Source organism: Photorhabdus sp. RM71S (assembly GCF_042879355.1).
Classification (GTDB): domain Bacteria; phylum Pseudomonadota; class Gammaproteobacteria; order Enterobacterales; family Enterobacteriaceae; genus Photorhabdus; species Photorhabdus kayaii.
Window position 1 is genome coordinate 1 of record NZ_JBHFKV010000010.1, and the last position, 16,330, is coordinate 16,330.

The following is a 16,330-nucleotide window of genomic DNA, read 5'->3' on the forward strand; positions in this document are numbered from 1 at the left end:
ATAATAGTGTCTGGAATACTGGAAGTGAATTTTCCATTTTATTTCCCATTTAATGAGAGCTTAATTCGTGTCAGCAAAATTTTCCATTGGTGTCATTATTGGTGGGGCCATTAGTGGTGCGTTCAGTTCTGCCATGTCCGGCACACGTCGTACACTGGGAGCGCTGGGAGAAACGACACGGCGACTTGAGAACAGACAACAAGCACTGAACCGTGCTATTGAACGTTACGGTCAGCTCGGTTCCCGCAGTGCTCAGAGTTTGAATAGAGATCTACAACGTGTTAGCCGAACGCTGGAGCAGTTGAACCGTCAGCAACAGCGCTTACCGTCTGCTGCTATCATGAGTGATGCAGCCAAAGCGAATCGTATGGCACTATATGCACAGGGAGCCGAAACCTATGCATTAACTCGCACGATATCTTCTCCTGTTATGAAATCGGTAACAAAATACGCCTCTTTTGAATCAGGATTGCGAGATATTGCTGTCACTGGTGATCTGTCTCCGAAAGAAGAACAAAAAATCGGAATCATCTTGCGCCAGAACGCCAAGCAAACAAACCAATTACAAGAAACCCTGCTGGAAGGTGTTGGTACATTAGTTGCCGCCGGAAAATCTCCCGTGAAATCGACCGATATGAGTGGATTATTGGGCCGCGTCGCCACGGCATCTAAAGCTAATATTAATGACTTAGCCAAAATGGTTCTATCCTTTGAATCCCTGAAAATTGAAGGTGATCAAGCGCTAAAAGAAGCCTTTAACCGAGTCGTTTTCGGCGCTAAATCGGGCCGTTTTGAATTAAAAGATCTCGCCCAATACTTCCCAGAAATGGCGCAACAATTTGCTGGTAAGGGAATATACGGTCAGGAGGCAGTTTCACAGATTATTGCCAGCTTGGAAGTTGGTCGTGAAGGTGCAGGAATGGAAGGTGAAGCTGCTACCAATATGAGGAACTGGCTAGCTTCAATGGGACGTGGTGATATTGCCAAAAGATACGCTGAAGCTGACGTCGATTATCAAACCTCAATGAGCAGATATGTTTCTTCGGGATACTCGCAATATGAAGCTTCAATCATGATCGCAGACCGTTTTATCAAGAGTAAAGGTGCTGATCTCATGAAAGAGTGGAAAAAAGCGGGAGCCAGAGGTGATGAAGATGCACAACGTATGCTCATGGAATCTTTCGGGCTATCCTCTATTTTTACCGACGTACAGACAGTCAACCATCTCTTGGCCATGCGGAAACGTTGGAGCGATTATCAGCGTATCAAAACAGGTATGGGGACTGATTCGGCACAAAAATCTGTTGATACCGACTTTGATAAGCAGAACGATACCTTAGAAGCGCAATGGCGGCGTACTCAAATTGGGTTTAATGATTCGGCTATTAGCATTGGTCAGTCGCTGCGTCCAGCATTAATACAGTTAGCCGAAACCTTTATTCCATTGATGGACAAGACCGGAAAATGGCTGGCCGCTAATCCTGAACTCATCAGTAATGTTGTCATGCTGGTTGGTGGGTTCCTAGCACTCAAAGCCGCTTCAATCGGTGTAAGATTAGGTCTTAATCTTTTACTTTCCCCTATAACTGATATCTGGAAAGGCGCAATGTTAATGCGCACACGGTGGTTATTGTTTCGAATGGCTATCGGTAGTGGTGGTAGATTCGGTGTCGTTGCAAATATCTTGGGAAAAATAGCCGGATCAGCTCTCTGGTTGGGCAGAATCCTCGGTAGTGCTCTCTATAAGGGCTTGATGTTAGCTGGCAGAGCTATTTTGTGGATTGGACGCGCACTATTAATGAATCCTATCGGATTGATCATCGCCGGTATTGCAGTGGCCGCTTATCTTATCTATCGCTATTGGAAGCCCATCAGTAATTTCTTTAAACGGCTTTGGGTCTTAGTAAAATTTGCTTTCCAGATGGGATGGCAGGGAATCAAAAATATTTGGTCTAACGTCAAAGATTGGTTTACAGCTCGATGGAATGACATTACTAATGCGTTTGATGGAGGAATATTTGAGGTCAGTAAATTAATTTTAAATTGGTCGCCATTGGGGTTGTTCTATAAAACATTTGCTGACGTTATGAAATGGTTTGGCATTGATCTGCCCAATAATTTTACTGACTTTGGTAAAAATATCGTTAATGGGTTGGTTAATGGTATTTCTAATATGCTGACCACGGCTAAGGACACCATTAAAAACTTCGGTGGCAAAGTTTCTAGCTGGTTTAAAGAAGCGTTGGGTATTCAATCCCCCAGTCGGGTATTTATGGGATTTGGCGATAATATTGTGCAAGGTGCGGTTGTTGGTATTGATCGTACTACGCCATTGGCTGTTCGTGCTACTCAACGTCTGGCTAAGGGAATGACCTCTGATGTCCCACAAATTTCACCTCCTGAGATGATGTCGAGCAATCCAGTTAGACGAACAGGTTATAAAGATACCAGCAACAACAATAATGGTTTTTCTATCTCTTTCTCCCCGCAAATATACATTAGTGATAAACAACAAGCGGCTATGCCCGATATTAGTAAAGCCTTAAACCTGAGTGTGCGTGAATTAGAGAAACTGCTGGAGCATATTATTATTCAGAGAGAACGCCGGAGGTACGGATAATGTTTGCGGTATTAGGTGATATCGAATTTGAGCTGATCACTTATTGGGATGGTTTCGATGTAACGTTTGGTGTTGATTATGCCGAACATGCCCGAATTCAAGGTAAGCCCAGCTTGCAGTTCGTGGGTGAGAAACTGGATGAAATTCAAATTAGCTTGGTCTTTCATCAACATTATTGTGTGCCGGATGTTGAATTGAATCGGCTGTGTGAAGCAATGCGAAAGCATCAGGCACTTGCGCTAATATTCGGAAATGGTGATTACCGTGGCTGGTTTGTTATTACCGATGTGACAGCCACCAGTGAACAAACGGATTCAGTAGGTAATATATTTGCCCTCAATGCCTCGGTGACATTACGTGAATATATCGGTGATCCTAAAAAACCGCTGAAACTGCCTGCCATTAAATCCCATGTCCCGAATACAAAGGCGTTGTCTAATGCAATATTGAAACCATCAGGTATGGCTAAAAAAGTCAGGGATGGTGTGAATTATGCCAAACAAGCACAATTAGCACTGCAAACAACCATCAGCGCGGTACGTACTGCACAGAAGATGAAAGACAACCCGACCATAGCGTTAACCCGTGTACCAGGTCTTCTTACCGGACTTAACAATATTGTTGGGCCATTAGGGAAAAGCTATCCGGCTTTTCAATCACTCGGTAACTCATTGCCAGATGCGATTCAATTGACCAGAGCAACGGGGCAAGCAGCAACATTTGTTAACAATGCCCAATCGTCATTAAGCCGTGCTGATAGCCGTAATATCGCGGCTGTATTGGATTCTGTATCAGCTCAACTTGAATCGGCAAGTTCAACATTTACATCAATATCACCCGCGCTCAGTAAGATGGCAGCGCAAATTACCACAAGGGCGCTTTGATCATGTTTCTTGAATACATTACAAAAGATGGCGATAGGTGGGATTTATTGGCTCACCATTATTATGGTGACCCTTTAGGTTACGCTCGCATAATTGCTGCTAATCCGCACGTTGCAGTTACACCTGTATTGCCATCTGGGATCGTATTGTTGATCCCCATCATTGACGCTGACAATGTAGTAATTGCAGAGGATACACCACCGTGGCTAAGATAATTGATACCAAGCAAACACCATCTATAACGGGTGTCTCAGAGGTTTTAAGTCCGACATTCACGTTACGATATTTGCAAAAAGATATCACAAATGACATCACTCCTTATGTCACTCGTGTCAGCTATACCGACAACATCAAAAGCGAATCCGATGAAATAGAGGTAGAGTTGGATGATACTGATGGTCGCTGGCTAGATAAATGGTATCCGGGCAAAGGTGATACGTTGACATTGAAGTTGGGCTATTTCGGCGAACGGCTACTGAATTGTGGCTCATTCTATATTGATGAAATTGAAGTCAGCATCCCTCCTTCTATTGTATCTGTTCGAGGTGTAGCAACGTCTATCAATACGGCATTGCGTACCAAATCTAACCGCGGATTTGAGAATACAACTCTGGCAGCTATTGCTAATCGCATCGCCAAGAAACATCAGTTAAAGCTGATCGGCAGTATCGAAATCATCAAGATTGACAGGGTGACGCAATATTCTGAAACCGATGTGGCGTTCTTGAAACGGCTGGCCGGTGAATATGGTTATGCCGTTAAGGTTGTCAGTGAACAGCTAATTTTCTCCCACTTAGCCAGTTTGCGCTGCCAAGAACCCATAAAAAAATTATACCCTCGTGATGTTGCCCAATTTTCACTGCGGGACACGATTAGTAAAGTCTATAAAAAAGCCAAAGTGAAGTACCAAAAGGCTGATGATAAAAAGCTGATTGTCTATGAAGCTGATGGCACGACCAGTGTAAGTAATCAGTCCAATCCAAAAGACAAGAATAGTGGTAAAGAAACCAGCGCAGATACCTTAAAAGTAAACAGCCGGGCTGCTAACAAGAATAGCGCTGAAGTAAAGGCCACGTCAGCACTGGATTCATATAATGAGTACCAGCAGAACGGCTCACTTTCATTGATGGGAGCCCCTCAGTTAACCGCCGGAAATAAAATTGAGTTGATTGAATTTGGCAAGTTATCTGGACAATGGTTAATTACTTCAGCTCACCACTCTTTTGATCGCGACAGCGGATATATAACCGAACTTGAAGTTGCTCGTGGCCCTGTTACATCAAGCAAATCCAAGAAAGATAAAAAAGGTAAGACTCGGAAATTGGTTGTATATAAGCCTGATGGTTCTTCCGACACAATCATCAAGGAGGAATCCAAATGAGCAGTGTAACTCGTCAAGTTGGTACGATTAGCGCCGTAGATCCTGCTACTGTTCGTGCCCGCGTGCGATTGCCTGAATGCGATAATATGCGTACTAACTGGCTGAATGTGTTGCAGCGCAATACCCAGAATAACAAAGACTATTGGTTGCCCGATGTTGGGGAACAGGTTGAAGTGCTATTGGATGCCAATGGTGAAGATGGTGTTATTTTAGGTGCTGTCTATTCCAGTGTTGATAAACCGTCAGCTAACAATAAAGACGTCCGTGGTATGACTTATGCAGATGATGCAGCTTTTTACTATGATCGTACCTCACACACCCTGACTATTAATGGCGGCATTCAGCACATTAAGATCGCGGTGGGAGTCAATGTTGTTATTCAGACACATCAGGCAACTATTGATGCGCCGGAAACAATCGTAACCGGAAATATGTTAGTGAAAGGCCAATTAACTTACCAAAATGGACTGTCGGGCTCTGGTGGTAATGGAGCTGCTGCGACCATTCAGGGCAATGTCAGCGTTAATGGCAACATCCATGCAACGGGCAGCATCATGGATGAAGGTGGTAACTCAAATCATCATCCTCATTAGTTTCTTTAAACACCTTTAATATCAGATATGCCTACAGGGGATGATACTGTTCCCCATGAATACGAACTCACACTCTGTTTTTTGGCAACCCGCTCTCCAGAGCTCAGGCAAAATTGCCTGTGGGCTGGATGACATCGCCCAAGCAATACTCATTATTCTACGTACACCACGTGGTAGTGATCCACATCGACCAGAATTCGGCAGTCACTTGCACCTTTATATTGATTACCCAATAGACCGCGCGATTCCCCACGTTGTCAGGGAATCTGTTAATGCTATTACACGTTGGGAACCTCGTTGCCAGTTGCTCTCCGTGAAACCAACTGTCAATGGAGAACACCTAACTCTGCGTGTGAATTGGACAGCAGTTGATGGCATTACACAATCTACGGAGTTGCTATGGCGCTGACAGAACCTGATTTTATCGAGCGTGATGTAGAGAAAATCACAACCGAAATGATTGCAAAGTATGAGGCTGATGTAGGTAAGACTTTGTACCCAGCACAGGCAGAGCGCCTGCTGATCAATTTATTTGCATATCGTGAAGCACTAACCAGAATGCAAGTTCAGGAAGCCGCCAAGCAGAATCTGGTCGAGTTTGCCCATGCGCCCATTTTGGACTACTTAGGGGAGTTGGTCGGAGTATATCGGCTACCCGCCCAACCGGCGCATACAACACTGCAATTTAGTGTTGATGATGCGTTAGAGCGAGATGTGCTCATTCCTGTGGGGACGCGTGTTAATGCATCGGACAGTATTACTTTTGCTACTAATACAGATGCTGTTCTGAATGCAGGTACACGTTTCGTTAATGTCACAGCTACTTGTACAGATGCTGGATTATCAGGGAATAGCTGGCAACCAGCACAAGTCAGTACATTGTTGGATGAAATCGACGACATTGACCTGCAAGTGACCAACACAATAGTGAGTAGTGGTGGTTCGGCAGAGGAAAGTGACGAGAGGCTACGTGTACGAATCAAGATGGCCCCTGAATCGTTTACTAATGCGGGCAGTCGTCAGGCTTATCGCTTTCATGCCATGCGTGCTCACCCTAATATTGTTGATGTCGCAGTCAGGTCTCCCATTCCGGGTGTTGTTGAACTGTTTCCACTATTGGCGACGGGGTTGCCAGATGAAAGCATTTTAACGCTGGTGAAAAGTTTTTGTTCTGACGAAAAAATCCGCCCGTTGACTGACACTGTACATGCAAAACCTCCCGTGAAGGTTGATTATACCATCAAGGCTAAACTGACCTTGTACAGTGGCGTTAATGCACCCGGTATTCAATCAGCAGCAGAACAGGCCATACAAACATGGGTAGCTGAACGAGCAACAACGTTAGGGAAAGATATTGTTCCCAGCCAAATCATCTCAACATTGTCTGTTTCTGGCGTCTATCAAGTCGTACTGGAGTCTCCTACGTTTCAGATTGTAGGTAAAAATGAATGGGCGAACTGTATCGGTATCACTGTTGTGGTCACTGGAGTCGCTGATGGTTAAGTTACATCTACCACCTCCACTGGAAGCTGATATCAGTATGCGTGCATTAGGTCAGTTGGCCTCCCGTTTTGATGATATCGATTTAACCCAATTAATGGTTTATCTCATTGATACTGTCGATAGCAGCGCGTTGCATTGGCTTGCAAATCAATTCTCCCTATTTGGCGATGGCTGGGAGCTTGTCGAATCAGACAAGGCTCGCCGCACGTTAATCAAATCAGCTATAGAATTGCATCGGTATAAAGGCACACCGTGGTCAATTCGTGAAATTATCCGTCGTTTTGGGTTTGGTGAAATTGATTTAATTGAAGGCACTGGTCAAATTAATTATGACGGTCATGCCAGCCATAACGATAATTATGTTCATGGAGATTCAACATCCTGGGCAGATTATCGCGTCATACTTCAACAACCTATTACCAATGATCAAGCCTCGCTACTGCGTACCACACTGGCCGCGTTTGCGCCTGCACGCTGCCACCTTGCCAGCTTGGAATATCAGTCTGTATCAATTCGTTACAACAATACTGTCAATTATGACGGTAGTTACAATTATGGGAGCAGTTAAAATGGCTAATTTACCGGAAACCCCACAGTGGTCAGAGGGAGTGTATCAGATAGAAACCTCAGACCCCGTGTTAGGCGGGCCTGATGGTATTTCCAATCGGCAGGCTAAACAGTTGACCAATCGCACAAGCTATCTTAAACAGAAGCTAGAACAAAATGGGAATGAGTTGAGGGAACATTCTGAGGTACAAGACCCACATACTCAATATGCACCGAAAGCCAGTCCCATTTTCACAGGAACGCCAATTGCCCCCACACCTGCTAAAAACGCTAATAATACTCAGATTGCAACAACAGCATTTGTGCAATCACTGACGAATACGGCGAATCAAAGTGCTGTAGCTGCAAATAACAACGCTAATAGCCGAGTACCATCCATTCGTAAAGTGAATGGAAAAGCGTTGTCATCTGATATTTCATTGAATGCCGGAGATGTGGGAAGTTATGCTAAATCTGAGAGCGATAATACTTTCTTGCGTATTTCTAGCGATAAAACCGCAACAGTTGGTAGTTTATTAATTGATAGTAAAACTTCTTTTCCTGAGCTACGTTTCAAATCGAAAGATGGGTATATGGTAGGAATTAATGGTTCGGAAGGAAAATTGTTACATATTTATTCTAACGATCCGAGCAATCAGCGACGTTATAATATATTAATACCTGAGCGAAGCGGTACACTCGCATTGCAAAACGCAGCTATAAAATCTGAAAATGGCTGGTGGCAATGTGGGGATACAGGAATAATTATTCAATGGGTTAAAGTTGCATCAAACCAACAGTCATGGGTAAAAATCAATTATCCAATTTCTTTTAAAAATCAGTTTATTGGCTATGTCGCAAGCATGTCGAGTATAAATACATCAACAGGTCACACATTAGTACGTAATGCAACATTATCGACGTTTGAATATCAAGCGGGCACTCCCAACAACAATGAGAATCCAAGCAAAGTTGTTCATATATTATTTTGGGGGGTATAAATGGTTTATTTCTCCAGAAAAGAAGGCGCTTTTTATAGTGAAGCTCATGAAGAATGCATTGAAATAACAGCAGAGAAACACAATGAATTACTTACAGGGCAGTCACACGGTTTGTCAATTGTTAGTAATAAAGAGGGTTATCCAGTGCTTACTGAACGCGCTCCGTCCGTTTATCATAAATACGATGGTGAAAAGTGGATAATATCAGAAAGCAGTGTGATAAAACTCAGGCAGGAACAACAGCAACAAGCAGAACATAAGAAACAGCAACTTATGTTCACTGTAAGTAAACAGATAGCTCCGTTACAAGATGCGGTAGATTTGGGGATGGCGAGTGATGAGGAAAACTCTCGGTTGACCGCTTTGAAAAAATATAGGGTATTGCTAAACCGTGTTGATGCTAGCTTAGCGCCAGATATTTATTGGCCTGAAAAACCCAGAATTACGGAATAAGGGATTAATGGCCCTATTCTTATTTCTGATACGGTAACCAATTCCGTGCAGTTACGGACTATATCGGGGATGATTCCAAAGCAGTATAAGATGTACGTGGATGGCATCCACTTGTAGATCATGGGATTACAAGTGGAAGCGATTAGCATAATGAGCGCTTAGGCTATTTCAGAGTTAAAGGCTGCGTAGCTGAGTTTCTTTATTGGTTTTCTGATACAGAGTAAATAACATCGGCAATAGTGAGCTGATAGCAACCAGACAATGGCCTAACTGACAAAGACTTTCTGGGGTGAATTCTACCACGTCATTAGCGGCAAAAGTAATAAGAGTATCTCCCAGAAAATGTAACCCATGACAGAGCCCAGCACTGTTAGCTTCGCAGGCTTCTTCCAGTAGTTCAATATCTTGCTCACTCATATCCGCCGTATCCAGTACTGACACAACATTCGCCATGTCGGAATAGAAGATATCGCAGTAGTTCTCAATGTCCGAAGTATTCTTAATATTCTTAGTATTAAGCATGGTTCAGTTCCCCTAGTGGTTTGCATGAGGCAAATACCAAAGGAAAGCCTGCTAGCAGAGTACAAACTTCTATTTCCGTGGTAGCTAATATTGAAATCATGCGTAATGGGGGAAGTTTGATTATCAGTCGGTTAGAACGGGCGTTAATAAATATATAGGGCTTTGAATGTGCGCGTATGTTACTATTAGCGTTAGCCATAGCATTAGCTCCAATAATGTTGTGGTCAGAAGCCCGGTTAGTGGTGAGACACTACCGGGCTCCGTTGTTTTTGAAACCCTTTGAATATACACTGGTGTATACAATATACATTAAATCATGGGGTATATACCTTGTCAATGCCAAATAAAAGATCTCCTCAATTTCCGATGAGATTAACAGAGGAATTTCGTCTCCAGCTTGAAGCGGAAATGAAGAAAGATGGTGATACGTCTTTGGCAACATGGATAAAACGAATTTTGCGTAAAGAGCTGCTGGCACGTGGTATTGAACCGAAAGGTTGAATCATTTTGAAATACCAAGAGGCACCCATTCTAAGTGCCTCTTATTTTAAATTATCCTAATAACTTTAATATGCGCGTCTTAACCTACCGTAATCTGAACAGGTTTCCCTATACGGGTTAACATATTAACCAATGCGTCAATGGTGAATTTATTTACTTTTTTATTCACAACATCAGATACTCTTGGACGAGAAATGTGCAATACTGTTGCTACATCAGTTTTTTTTATTTTTTTATCTACAATCCATAGGGTAATTTCTCCTATTAACCGTTCTTTGATTTGCAGTGTGTTTTCTATTTCTCGTAAAGAAGTTGTATGAAGTTGCTGAGCTTCTTGCTCAGTAAAACCTAATTCAGAAAATATATTATGTCCGGCTGGAGTTGCCCTACGAATTTCAGTGTCAATTTTAGTGGTCATTTGATATTTCTCCGTTGCTGGATAACTGCGTTGTATCGCACTTTAGCGATATCCTTGTCCTGTTTATTCGTTTGTTGAGTTTTCTTCTGAAAACTATGTAATACGTAAATAGCTTCATCAAATTTAGCAACATACATAATGCGATAAATACCTGTACTGTCTCTTAGCCGTATTTCTTTTACGCCAAAACCGATGTCAGAAAAGGGTTTCCAGTCTTCAGGATCTATTCCACGCTGTATTCTGTGAAGCTGATAGCCTGCGTCTTTACGTGTGTCTATAGGAAAGGCTAACAAGTCTTCATAAGAAGAACCAATCCAGGCAATTTCTTTCTCTGTACCGCTCCTGATTTTCGTCATAGTTTTCCTTCCTTATTTAATTGTATGCAATGCTGAAATCATGTGTAATGGGCGAAGTTCGATTATCAATCGATAAGAAAGGTACGTTATAAATGTATAGCGTTTTGAATGCGTGCGTATGTTACTATTAGCGTTAGCCATAGCATTAGCTCCAATAATGTTGTGGTTAGAAACCCGATTAGTGGTGAGACACTACCAAGCTCCGTTGTTTTTGAAACTCTTTGAATATACACTGGTATATACAGTAGCATTAAATCATAGGGTATATACCTTGTCAATACAAAATAAAAGATCTCCTCAATTTCCTATGAGGTTAACAGAGGAATTTCGTCTCCAGCTTGAAGCAGAAATGAAGAAAGATGGTGATACATCTTTAGCAACATGGATAAAACGAATTTTGCGCAAAGAGCTGCTGGCACGTGGTATTGAACCGAAAGGTTGAATCATTTTGAAATACCAAGAGGCACCTATTCTAAGTGCCTCCTATTTTGAATTGTTAATATATGTGCTTTAACCCACCGTAATCTGAACAGGTTTCCCTATACGGATTAACATATTAACCAATGCGTCAATGGTGAATTTATTTACTTTTTTATTCACAACGTCAGACACTCTTGGACGAGAAATGTGTAACATCTCTGCTACTTCAGCTTGTTTCATTTTTTCATCCACAATCCATAAAGTAATTTCTTCCATTAACCGTTCTTTAATTTGCAGTGTGTTTTCTATTTCTTGTAAAGAAGTTGTATGAAGTTGTTGAGCCTCTTGCTCAGTAAAACCTAATTCAGAAAATATATTACGTCCGGCTGGAGTTACCCTACGAATTTCAGTGTCAATTTTAGTGGTCATTTGATATTTCCCCGATGCTGGATAACTACGTTGTATCGCACTTTAGCGATATCCTTGTCCTGTTTATTCGTTTGTTAAGTTTTCTTCTAAAAACTATGTAATATGTAAAATAGCTTCATCAAATTTAACAATATACATAATACGATAAATACCTGTACTGTCTCTTAGCCGCATTTCTTTTACACCAGAACCGATGCCAAAAAAGGGTTTCCAGTCTTCAGGATCTATTCCATGCTGTATTCTATGAAACTGATAGCCTGCGTCTTTACGTGCGATCTGTAAGGAAAGGCTAACAAATCTTCACAAGAAGGGCCAATACAGACAATTTCTTTCTCTAGTACCGCTCCTGATTTTTATCATAGTTTCCTTCCTTATTTGGATGTATAAAATTTTATACCATTCCGTAAAAAATTGCAAATGCAGAATTGAAGGAGTTTGAAGCCTGACGAGGAGAAAATGTACGATAGGTATGTTCAGGCCGCTGACAAACTTGGCTATTTCAAACATTACATTGAGATGACTGGTAGCAAGTCGCGTCTCGATATCAAGTTGCCCAACGGTTCGTACTACAGATTCAGAGGAAAAATGGGTAAATTGGATAAACTACAGTCATATCTATAACGATTAGTTATGTAAAAACTTTTCAATAGATGAAACGCAATTACCGCTTCATTTATTGCGCGAATGAGGGAAATTTATCGTGCGCGGCATCAGAATATTATTGAAAGTAATGTCACCAGCAGCTTAATCTACCTGCCATCCAGTATACGTGACATGAATAATCCAGAAATTAATAAGTATCTTGCACAATATGTACGCGGTTCCAATGGCATCGACTATGTAGAACGGATTAAGATTTTAAAATTAATGTGGGATGCCATTGGCAGTGAATTCGGTGGCCGCCATGAGCTATACGAAATCAATTATGCTGGTAGTCAAGATGGAGTCCGCTTGCAATGTCTGCGCCATGCTTATAGCTCTGGCAATATGAAGAAAATGATGAACTTGGTGGAATCCTGTCTTTCTGACTATGACTTGAATGGTTGGACAAGACCACATTTACACAATAACCAAGATATTAATCTGTTAGATAAACTACTAAAGTAAATCGGTGGGGGGAGGTCTTTATGTCTGTAGAAAATGAACACTGCCTGTATTTCCAAAATGTAGTGAGACTCTCGCCTGTATCAAACACCCTCAACACCGGTTTAAAAAACTGCTGAGGGCTATTTAAATGAGAACTATTTTGACACACAACAATGTGTGTCAAAAACGTTTATGTCTGACAGTGTATATGTGAATATCTTTAGCATTATAAGAAAGTTGGCAATTATCGAAGCTACCCGACAATTACCCCCATTTCTTATTTCCAAATTTAAGGAAGCGCAATTACTTTCCCGTTGATTTCACTCGTTCAATGTTTGCGCCAAGTCCACGCAACTTATCTTCGATATGTTCATAACCCCGGTCAATATGATAAATACGGTCAACAACCGTTACGCCTTCGGCAATACAACCCGCCAAAACCAAACTTGCCGATGCGCGTAAATCCGTCGCCATGACCTGAGCACTAGATAATTTTTTAACACCATGACAAAGCACGGTATTACTTTCAATTTCCGCATGAGCCCCCATCCGAATTAATTCAGGGATATGCATAAAACGGTTTTCGAAAATAGTTTCGGTGATCATACCAGCACCTTCAGCAACCAAATTCAGTAAGCTGAACTGAGCCTGCATATCGGTCGGGAAACCGGGGTGAGGAGCTGTACGTAATGTCACAGCTTTAGGGCGCTTACCGTGCATATCGAGACTTATCCAATCTTTACCTATTTCAATATCCGCCCCCGCCTCACGCAATTTAGCCAATACCGCATCCAGCGTATCAGGCTGAGCATGACGGCAAACTACCTTGCCACCGGATATCGCAGCCGCAACAAGAAATGTTCCCGTTTCAATCCGATCAGGTAGTACACGGTATACACCACCACCAAGGCGTTCCACACCTTCAATGATGATATGGTCAGTGCCAGCGCCTGTGATTTTTGCACCCAAGGTATTGAGAAAATTAGCCGTATCTTCGATTTCAGGTTCACGTGCTGCGTTCTCAATAACGGTTGTCCCTTCAGCCAACGTTGCCGCGGTCATAATCGTAACTGTCGCTCCAACGCTGACTTTATCCATCACAATGCAAGCCCCTTTCAGACGCCCATTAACGGAAGCCTTGACGTAGCCCTCTTCCAGCACAATTTCAGCACCTAACTGTTCCAAGCCACTGATATGCAGATCAACCGGGCGGGCGCCAATCGCACACCCCCCCGGCAAAGAAACTTGCCCCTGACCAAAACGCGCTACCAAAGGACCTAACGCCCAAATAGATGCACGCATGGTTTTTACTAGCTCGTAAGGCGCGCAATATTGATTCACATCGCGAGCATCTACAAATACAGAACCATTGCGTTCAACTTTGGTCCCAAGGCGATTCAATAATTTGATAGTGGTATCAATATCTTTCAATTCTGGAACATTTTGCAACTCAACAGGCTCTTCAGCCAACAACGCGGCGAACAGGATTGGCAGTGCAGCATTTTTTGCCCCGGAAATAGTAACCTCACCCGATAGACGAGTGGGCCCTTTCACACGAAATTTATCCATCTGTGACTACTCTCTTTATATAATTTGCTGTTCGCAGCGAGGCAAACAACATTAAAAACCGTTGAGCTTGCGATCCCGTTTCCAATCATCCGGCGTGTAGGCTTTAATTGACAAGGCATGAATACGATTGTCAGCAATGTATTCCATTAAAGGCGCATAAACGGCTTGCTGCTGTTTTACCCGACTCATACCAGCAAACATCTCACCAACCACAATAACCTGGAAATGGCTGCCATCTCCGTTAACAATGACTTCATCCAGTGCTAATTTATCCATCAGCACTTGCTTAATCTCATTAGTATCCATAATTGCTCAATGTTCTGTAGTTAGAAATAAATAATAGACAGCCATCTATCCTAATAGAATCCTGCTTATTCTTAAACTGTGAAAACGCCCTTGTAACATCTCTGCTTACAAAGGCGCTGATTATACCCGTCATCTTTCAAGTTGCCTCTTTGTTGGCTGCACTCACTCACCCCAGTCACATAGTTATCTATGCTCCCGGGGATTCGTTCCCTTGCCGTCGCGATGCATCTTGAAATCCATAGGGTATGTACAGATAATTAATGAGATTATCGGTTAGCTATCAATGATCATTTCTTGCAGATCATAGAGCTTAATCAGGGTGTTAAGCCGTTCATCAATGCCAGAAAAGCGCAATTTATCCCCTCTCTTTTGCATATGATGTTTGAAACGGACTAAAAGAGCTAACCCGGTAGAATCCACATATTCAAGTTGTGACACATTGATGCTGTCAATATCAGCCAATAATTTCTCTTTTTGCTGCCAGAGAGGAAGCAAACTATTACGATCCAAAGTGCCCTTGAGAATCAATGTTTGCCCTATTTTTTCCCAGATCAGACTCTCAGCCATCTTATTTTTTCTCTTCCAGAGTAATTGGCTGACGGGCACTGATTTCAAGCTGCTTAGTTAAGCCATCAATACCTTGCTGACGCAAGATAGAGGCCCATTCACTCTGTTTAGTCGTAATCATACTGACGCCCTCTGCAATCATATCAAATGCCTGCCAGTAACCAGTTTTGCTGTTTTTGCGCCATTGGAAATCAAGACGGACAGGAGGACGGCCATTCGAATCGATAATAGTGACACGAATAGCAATAACATTGCTGTCCCCTAACGGCTTTTCAGGGTCAATCTGGTAAGTTTGATTATGATACATTGCCAAAGCCTGCCCATAGGCCTGCTCAAGATAAGATTCAAATGCAACAAAATAAGCCTTGCGCTGCTCTGGAGTCGTATCTTTATAGTATTTCCCCAGAACCAATGCCCCTGCGTATTTGATATGGACATAAGGCAGTAGCTCCTCTTTCACCACTTTACGCAGATAATCTGGGTTTTGACGAATTTGTGATTGGCTGTTTTTCAAACGAGTAAAAGTCTTTTCCGCCGCATCCTGCATCAGCTTATAAGGATTCGTTTGATCAACTGCGCTCGCTAATGGCGCGAAAACCAATAGCGCCACCATTAATAATCTCTTCAACATAATGGGTTCCTCTTAATGATATTCAGTTGCTGGCTAGGGTGTCGGCGTGTGCTCTGACCCACTTTGAACATTATCACCACTCTTATACAAGAACTGGCCGATGAGATCCTCAAGTACCATTGCTGATTTGGTATCCTGTACGCGATCACCCTCTTTCAGAATACGGGTGTCCATATCGGGATCTTCAAACCCTATATTCAAGGCAATATATTGTTCACCTAATAGGCCAGAAGTACGAATGGAAAGAGAACTGGTATCAGGGATATGGTCATATTGCTTCATAATATCCAGTGCCACTTGCGGCGTATAAGTTTTTTCATCAAGAGAGATACTTGCAACACGACCAATCACCACACCCCCAATTTTTACCGGTGAACGCACTTTCAGGCCACCAATATTGTCAAAAGTTGCGTACAAACGGTAAGTTGGCTGGTTGCCTACCGATTTAATGTCTGCCACTTTTAGGCATAAAAAGACGATTGCAGCCAGTGCAATCAAGACAAAAAATCCAACCCAAATTTCACTTTTCTTGCTTTGCATTGGC

Annotated in this window: 23 protein-coding genes and 1 pseudogene; 13 read left to right on the forward strand and 11 right to left on the reverse strand. The window is 42.5% G+C overall.

Annotation, left to right across the window (positions count from 1 at the left end; translation table 11 throughout):
* Positions 1-67: 67 nt before the first annotated feature.
* Genes ACGF5R_RS07785 through ACGF5R_RS07830 form a run of 10 tightly spaced genes read left to right on the forward strand, consistent with a single transcriptional unit; the run spans position 68 to position 8,981 of the window.
* Positions 68-2,620: a phage tail tape measure protein gene (locus ACGF5R_RS07785; RefSeq protein ID WP_387690394.1), complete on the forward strand. Its 2,553-nt coding sequence runs from the start codon at positions 68-70 to the stop codon at positions 2,618-2,620.
* Positions 2,620-3,504 carry a phage tail protein gene (locus ACGF5R_RS07790; protein WP_036843620.1) on the forward strand — a complete coding sequence of 295 codons (885 nt, stop codon included), beginning with the start codon at positions 2,620-2,622 and terminating at the stop codon, positions 3,502-3,504. The genes ACGF5R_RS07785 and ACGF5R_RS07790 overlap by 1 nt, the downstream gene beginning before the upstream one ends.
* 2 nt (positions 3,505-3,506) lie before the next feature.
* On the forward strand, positions 3,507-3,719 hold the full coding sequence (locus ACGF5R_RS07795) for a tail protein X (protein WP_152963027.1): 213 nt from the start codon (positions 3,507-3,509) through the stop codon (positions 3,717-3,719).
* A complete protein-coding gene (locus ACGF5R_RS07800) occupies positions 3,707-4,885 on the forward strand; it encodes a phage late control D family protein (protein WP_036843619.1) in 1,179 nt (392 codons plus the stop codon). Before ACGF5R_RS07795 ends, ACGF5R_RS07800 begins: the two co-directional genes overlap by 13 nt.
* Positions 4,882-5,478, forward strand: coding sequence for a phage baseplate assembly protein V (locus ACGF5R_RS07805; RefSeq protein ID WP_036843618.1), 597 nt, complete (start codon positions 4,882-4,884; stop codon positions 5,476-5,478). Before ACGF5R_RS07800 ends, ACGF5R_RS07805 begins: the two co-directional genes overlap by 4 nt.
* A 55-nt stretch (positions 5,479-5,533) precedes the next feature.
* Complete coding sequence (locus ACGF5R_RS07810) at positions 5,534-5,887, forward strand: GPW/gp25 family protein (protein WP_036843615.1); 354 nt, start codon at positions 5,534-5,536, stop codon at positions 5,885-5,887.
* Positions 5,878-6,981 (forward strand): baseplate J/gp47 family protein, encoded by a 1,104-nt coding sequence (locus ACGF5R_RS07815; RefSeq protein ID WP_036843614.1) that lies wholly within the window; start codon positions 5,878-5,880, stop codon positions 6,979-6,981. The genes ACGF5R_RS07810 and ACGF5R_RS07815 overlap by 10 nt, the downstream gene beginning before the upstream one ends.
* Positions 6,974-7,549 (forward strand): phage tail protein I, encoded by a 576-nt coding sequence (locus ACGF5R_RS07820; protein ID WP_036843612.1) that lies wholly within the window; start codon positions 6,974-6,976, stop codon positions 7,547-7,549. Before ACGF5R_RS07815 ends, ACGF5R_RS07820 begins: the two co-directional genes overlap by 8 nt.
* Before the next feature lies 1 nt (position 7,550).
* On the forward strand, positions 7,551-8,528 hold the full coding sequence (locus ACGF5R_RS07825; protein WP_239002445.1) for a hypothetical protein: 978 nt from the start codon (positions 7,551-7,553) through the stop codon (positions 8,526-8,528).
* Positions 8,529-8,981, forward strand: coding sequence for a tail fiber assembly protein (locus ACGF5R_RS07830; RefSeq protein ID WP_036843610.1), 453 nt, complete (start codon positions 8,529-8,531; stop codon positions 8,979-8,981). It abuts the gene before it with no gap.
* Between the two features lie 174 nt (positions 8,982-9,155).
* Here the strand turns inward: ACGF5R_RS07830 and ACGF5R_RS07835 are convergent, their stop codons facing one another.
* Both ACGF5R_RS07835 and ACGF5R_RS07840 read right to left on the reverse strand, forming a co-directional pair.
* Entirely contained in the window at positions 9,156-9,503 is a 348-nt protein-coding gene (locus ACGF5R_RS07835) for a hypothetical protein (protein ID WP_036843609.1), read from the reverse strand.
* Entirely contained in the window at positions 9,496-9,702 is a 207-nt protein-coding gene (locus ACGF5R_RS07840) for a hypothetical protein (protein ID WP_071992938.1), read from the reverse strand. The genes ACGF5R_RS07835 and ACGF5R_RS07840 overlap by 8 nt, the downstream gene beginning before the upstream one ends.
* Before the next feature lie 137 nt (positions 9,703-9,839).
* On the opposite strand from ACGF5R_RS07840, the gene ACGF5R_RS07845 reads away from it, so the two are divergent.
* Complete coding sequence (locus ACGF5R_RS07845; RefSeq protein ID WP_152963025.1) at positions 9,840-10,004, forward strand: hypothetical protein; 165 nt, start codon at positions 9,840-9,842, stop codon at positions 10,002-10,004.
* 79 nt (positions 10,005-10,083) lie between these two features.
* On the opposite strand, the gene ACGF5R_RS07850 is transcribed toward ACGF5R_RS07845, so the two are convergent.
* On the reverse strand, positions 10,084-10,422 hold the full coding sequence (locus ACGF5R_RS07850; RefSeq protein ID WP_036843606.1) for a helix-turn-helix domain-containing protein: 339 nt from the start codon (positions 10,420-10,422) through the stop codon (positions 10,084-10,086).
* The gene (locus ACGF5R_RS07855) at positions 10,419-10,778 is read right to left on the reverse strand and encodes a type II toxin-antitoxin system RelE/ParE family toxin (protein ID WP_036843604.1); all 360 of its coding nucleotides are present in this window, start codon (positions 10,776-10,778) and stop codon (positions 10,419-10,421) included. Before ACGF5R_RS07855 ends, ACGF5R_RS07850 begins: the two co-directional genes overlap by 4 nt.
* 118 nt (positions 10,779-10,896) lie before the next feature.
* On the opposite strand from ACGF5R_RS07855, the gene ACGF5R_RS07860 reads away from it, so the two are divergent.
* The gene (locus ACGF5R_RS07860) at positions 10,897-11,220 is read left to right on the forward strand and encodes a hypothetical protein (RefSeq protein WP_036843602.1); all 324 of its coding nucleotides are present in this window, start codon (positions 10,897-10,899) and stop codon (positions 11,218-11,220) included.
* Between the two features lie 68 nt (positions 11,221-11,288).
* Here ACGF5R_RS07860 and ACGF5R_RS07865 read toward each other — a convergent pair whose 3' ends face one another.
* Together ACGF5R_RS07865 and ACGF5R_RS07870 are read right to left on the reverse strand one after the other, a co-directional pair.
* A complete protein-coding gene (locus tag ACGF5R_RS07865) occupies positions 11,289-11,627 on the reverse strand; it encodes a helix-turn-helix domain-containing protein (protein ID WP_036843600.1) in 339 nt (112 codons plus the stop codon).
* A 93-nt stretch (positions 11,628-11,720) separates the two neighbouring features.
* A complete protein-coding gene (locus ACGF5R_RS07870; protein WP_370446072.1) occupies positions 11,721-11,903 on the reverse strand; it encodes a type II toxin-antitoxin system RelE/ParE family toxin in 183 nt (60 codons plus the stop codon).
* A 426-nt stretch (positions 11,904-12,329) separates the two neighbouring features.
* On the opposite strand from ACGF5R_RS07870, the pseudogene ACGF5R_RS07875 reads away from it, so the two are divergent.
* Positions 12,330-12,734: pseudogene (locus ACGF5R_RS07875) on the forward strand (4-hydroxyphenylacetate 3-hydroxylase C-terminal domain-containing protein); the annotation flags it as partial.
* A gap of 282 nt (positions 12,735-13,016) precedes the next feature.
* Here ACGF5R_RS07875 and murA read toward each other — a convergent pair.
* From murA to mlaD, 5 genes are all read right to left on the reverse strand, one after another.
* Complete coding sequence (gene murA / locus ACGF5R_RS07880) at positions 13,017-14,282, reverse strand: UDP-N-acetylglucosamine 1-carboxyvinyltransferase (protein ID WP_112879235.1); 1,266 nt, start codon at positions 14,280-14,282, stop codon at positions 13,017-13,019.
* Between the two features lie 51 nt (positions 14,283-14,333).
* Positions 14,334-14,588 (reverse strand): BolA family iron metabolism protein IbaG, encoded by a 255-nt coding sequence (ibaG, locus tag ACGF5R_RS07885; RefSeq protein ID WP_011148158.1) that lies wholly within the window; start codon positions 14,586-14,588, stop codon positions 14,334-14,336.
* Between the two features lie 273 nt (positions 14,589-14,861).
* A complete protein-coding gene (gene mlaB / locus ACGF5R_RS07890; protein WP_112896291.1) occupies positions 14,862-15,155 on the reverse strand; it encodes a lipid asymmetry maintenance protein MlaB in 294 nt (97 codons plus the stop codon).
* A 1-nt stretch (position 15,156) separates the two neighbouring features.
* A complete protein-coding gene (gene mlaC, locus ACGF5R_RS07895; protein ID WP_112879238.1) occupies positions 15,157-15,786 on the reverse strand; it encodes a phospholipid-binding protein MlaC in 630 nt (209 codons plus the stop codon).
* Positions 15,787-15,819: 33 nt separating this feature from the next.
* On the reverse strand, positions 15,820-16,326 hold the full coding sequence (gene mlaD / locus ACGF5R_RS07900) for an outer membrane lipid asymmetry maintenance protein MlaD (protein ID WP_112879239.1): 507 nt from the start codon (positions 16,324-16,326) through the stop codon (positions 15,820-15,822).
* Between the last annotated feature and the right edge of the window lie 4 nt (positions 16,327-16,330).

Bases quoted from the DNA above. Each gene is read 5' to 3' on its own strand.
- murA (WP_112879235.1), bottom strand. From the start codon at position 14,282: ATGGATAAATTTCGTGTGAAAGGGCCCACTCGTCTATCGGGTGAGGTT.
- ACGF5R_RS07820 (WP_036843612.1), top strand. From the start codon at position 6,974: ATGGTTAAGTTACATCTACCACCTCCACTGGAAGCTGATATCAGTATG.
- ACGF5R_RS07825 (WP_239002445.1), top strand. From the start codon at position 7,551: ATGGCTAATTTACCGGAAACCCCACAGTGGTCAGAGGGAGTGTATCAG.
- ibaG (WP_011148158.1), bottom strand. From the start codon at position 14,588: ATGGATACTAATGAGATTAAGCAAGTGCTGATGGATAAATTAGCACTG.
- ACGF5R_RS07865 (WP_036843600.1), bottom strand. From the start codon at position 11,627: ATGACCACTAAAATTGACACTGAAATTCGTAGGGTAACTCCAGCCGGA.
- mlaD (WP_112879239.1), bottom strand. From the start codon at position 16,326: ATGCAAAGCAAGAAAAGTGAAATTTGGGTTGGATTTTTTGTCTTGATT.
- mlaB (WP_112896291.1), bottom strand. From the start codon at position 15,155: ATGGCTGAGAGTCTGATCTGGGAAAAAATAGGGCAAACATTGATTCTC.
- ACGF5R_RS07860 (WP_036843602.1), top strand. From the start codon at position 10,897: ATGTTACTATTAGCGTTAGCCATAGCATTAGCTCCAATAATGTTGTGG.
- ACGF5R_RS07845 (WP_152963025.1), top strand. From the start codon at position 9,840: ATGCCAAATAAAAGATCTCCTCAATTTCCGATGAGATTAACAGAGGAA.
- ACGF5R_RS07835 (WP_036843609.1), bottom strand. From the start codon at position 9,503: ATGCTTAATACTAAGAATATTAAGAATACTTCGGACATTGAGAACTAC.
- ACGF5R_RS07815 (WP_036843614.1), top strand. From the start codon at position 5,878: ATGGCGCTGACAGAACCTGATTTTATCGAGCGTGATGTAGAGAAAATC.
- ACGF5R_RS07840 (WP_071992938.1), bottom strand. From the start codon at position 9,702: ATGGCTAACGCTAATAGTAACATACGCGCACATTCAAAGCCCTATATA.
- mlaC (WP_112879238.1), bottom strand. From the start codon at position 15,786: ATGTTGAAGAGATTATTAATGGTGGCGCTATTGGTTTTCGCGCCATTA.
- ACGF5R_RS07850 (WP_036843606.1), bottom strand. From the start codon at position 10,422: ATGACCACTAAAATTGACACTGAAATTCGTAGGGCAACTCCAGCCGGA.
- ACGF5R_RS07795 (WP_152963027.1), top strand. From the start codon at position 3,507: ATGTTTCTTGAATACATTACAAAAGATGGCGATAGGTGGGATTTATTG.
- ACGF5R_RS07810 (WP_036843615.1), top strand. From the start codon at position 5,534: ATGAATACGAACTCACACTCTGTTTTTTGGCAACCCGCTCTCCAGAGC.
- ACGF5R_RS07830 (WP_036843610.1), top strand. From the start codon at position 8,529: ATGGTTTATTTCTCCAGAAAAGAAGGCGCTTTTTATAGTGAAGCTCAT.
- ACGF5R_RS07805 (WP_036843618.1), top strand. From the start codon at position 4,882: ATGAGCAGTGTAACTCGTCAAGTTGGTACGATTAGCGCCGTAGATCCT.
- ACGF5R_RS07855 (WP_036843604.1), bottom strand. From the start codon at position 10,778: ATGACGAAAATCAGGAGCGGTACAGAGAAAGAAATTGCCTGGATTGGT.
- ACGF5R_RS07790 (WP_036843620.1), top strand. From the start codon at position 2,620: ATGTTTGCGGTATTAGGTGATATCGAATTTGAGCTGATCACTTATTGG.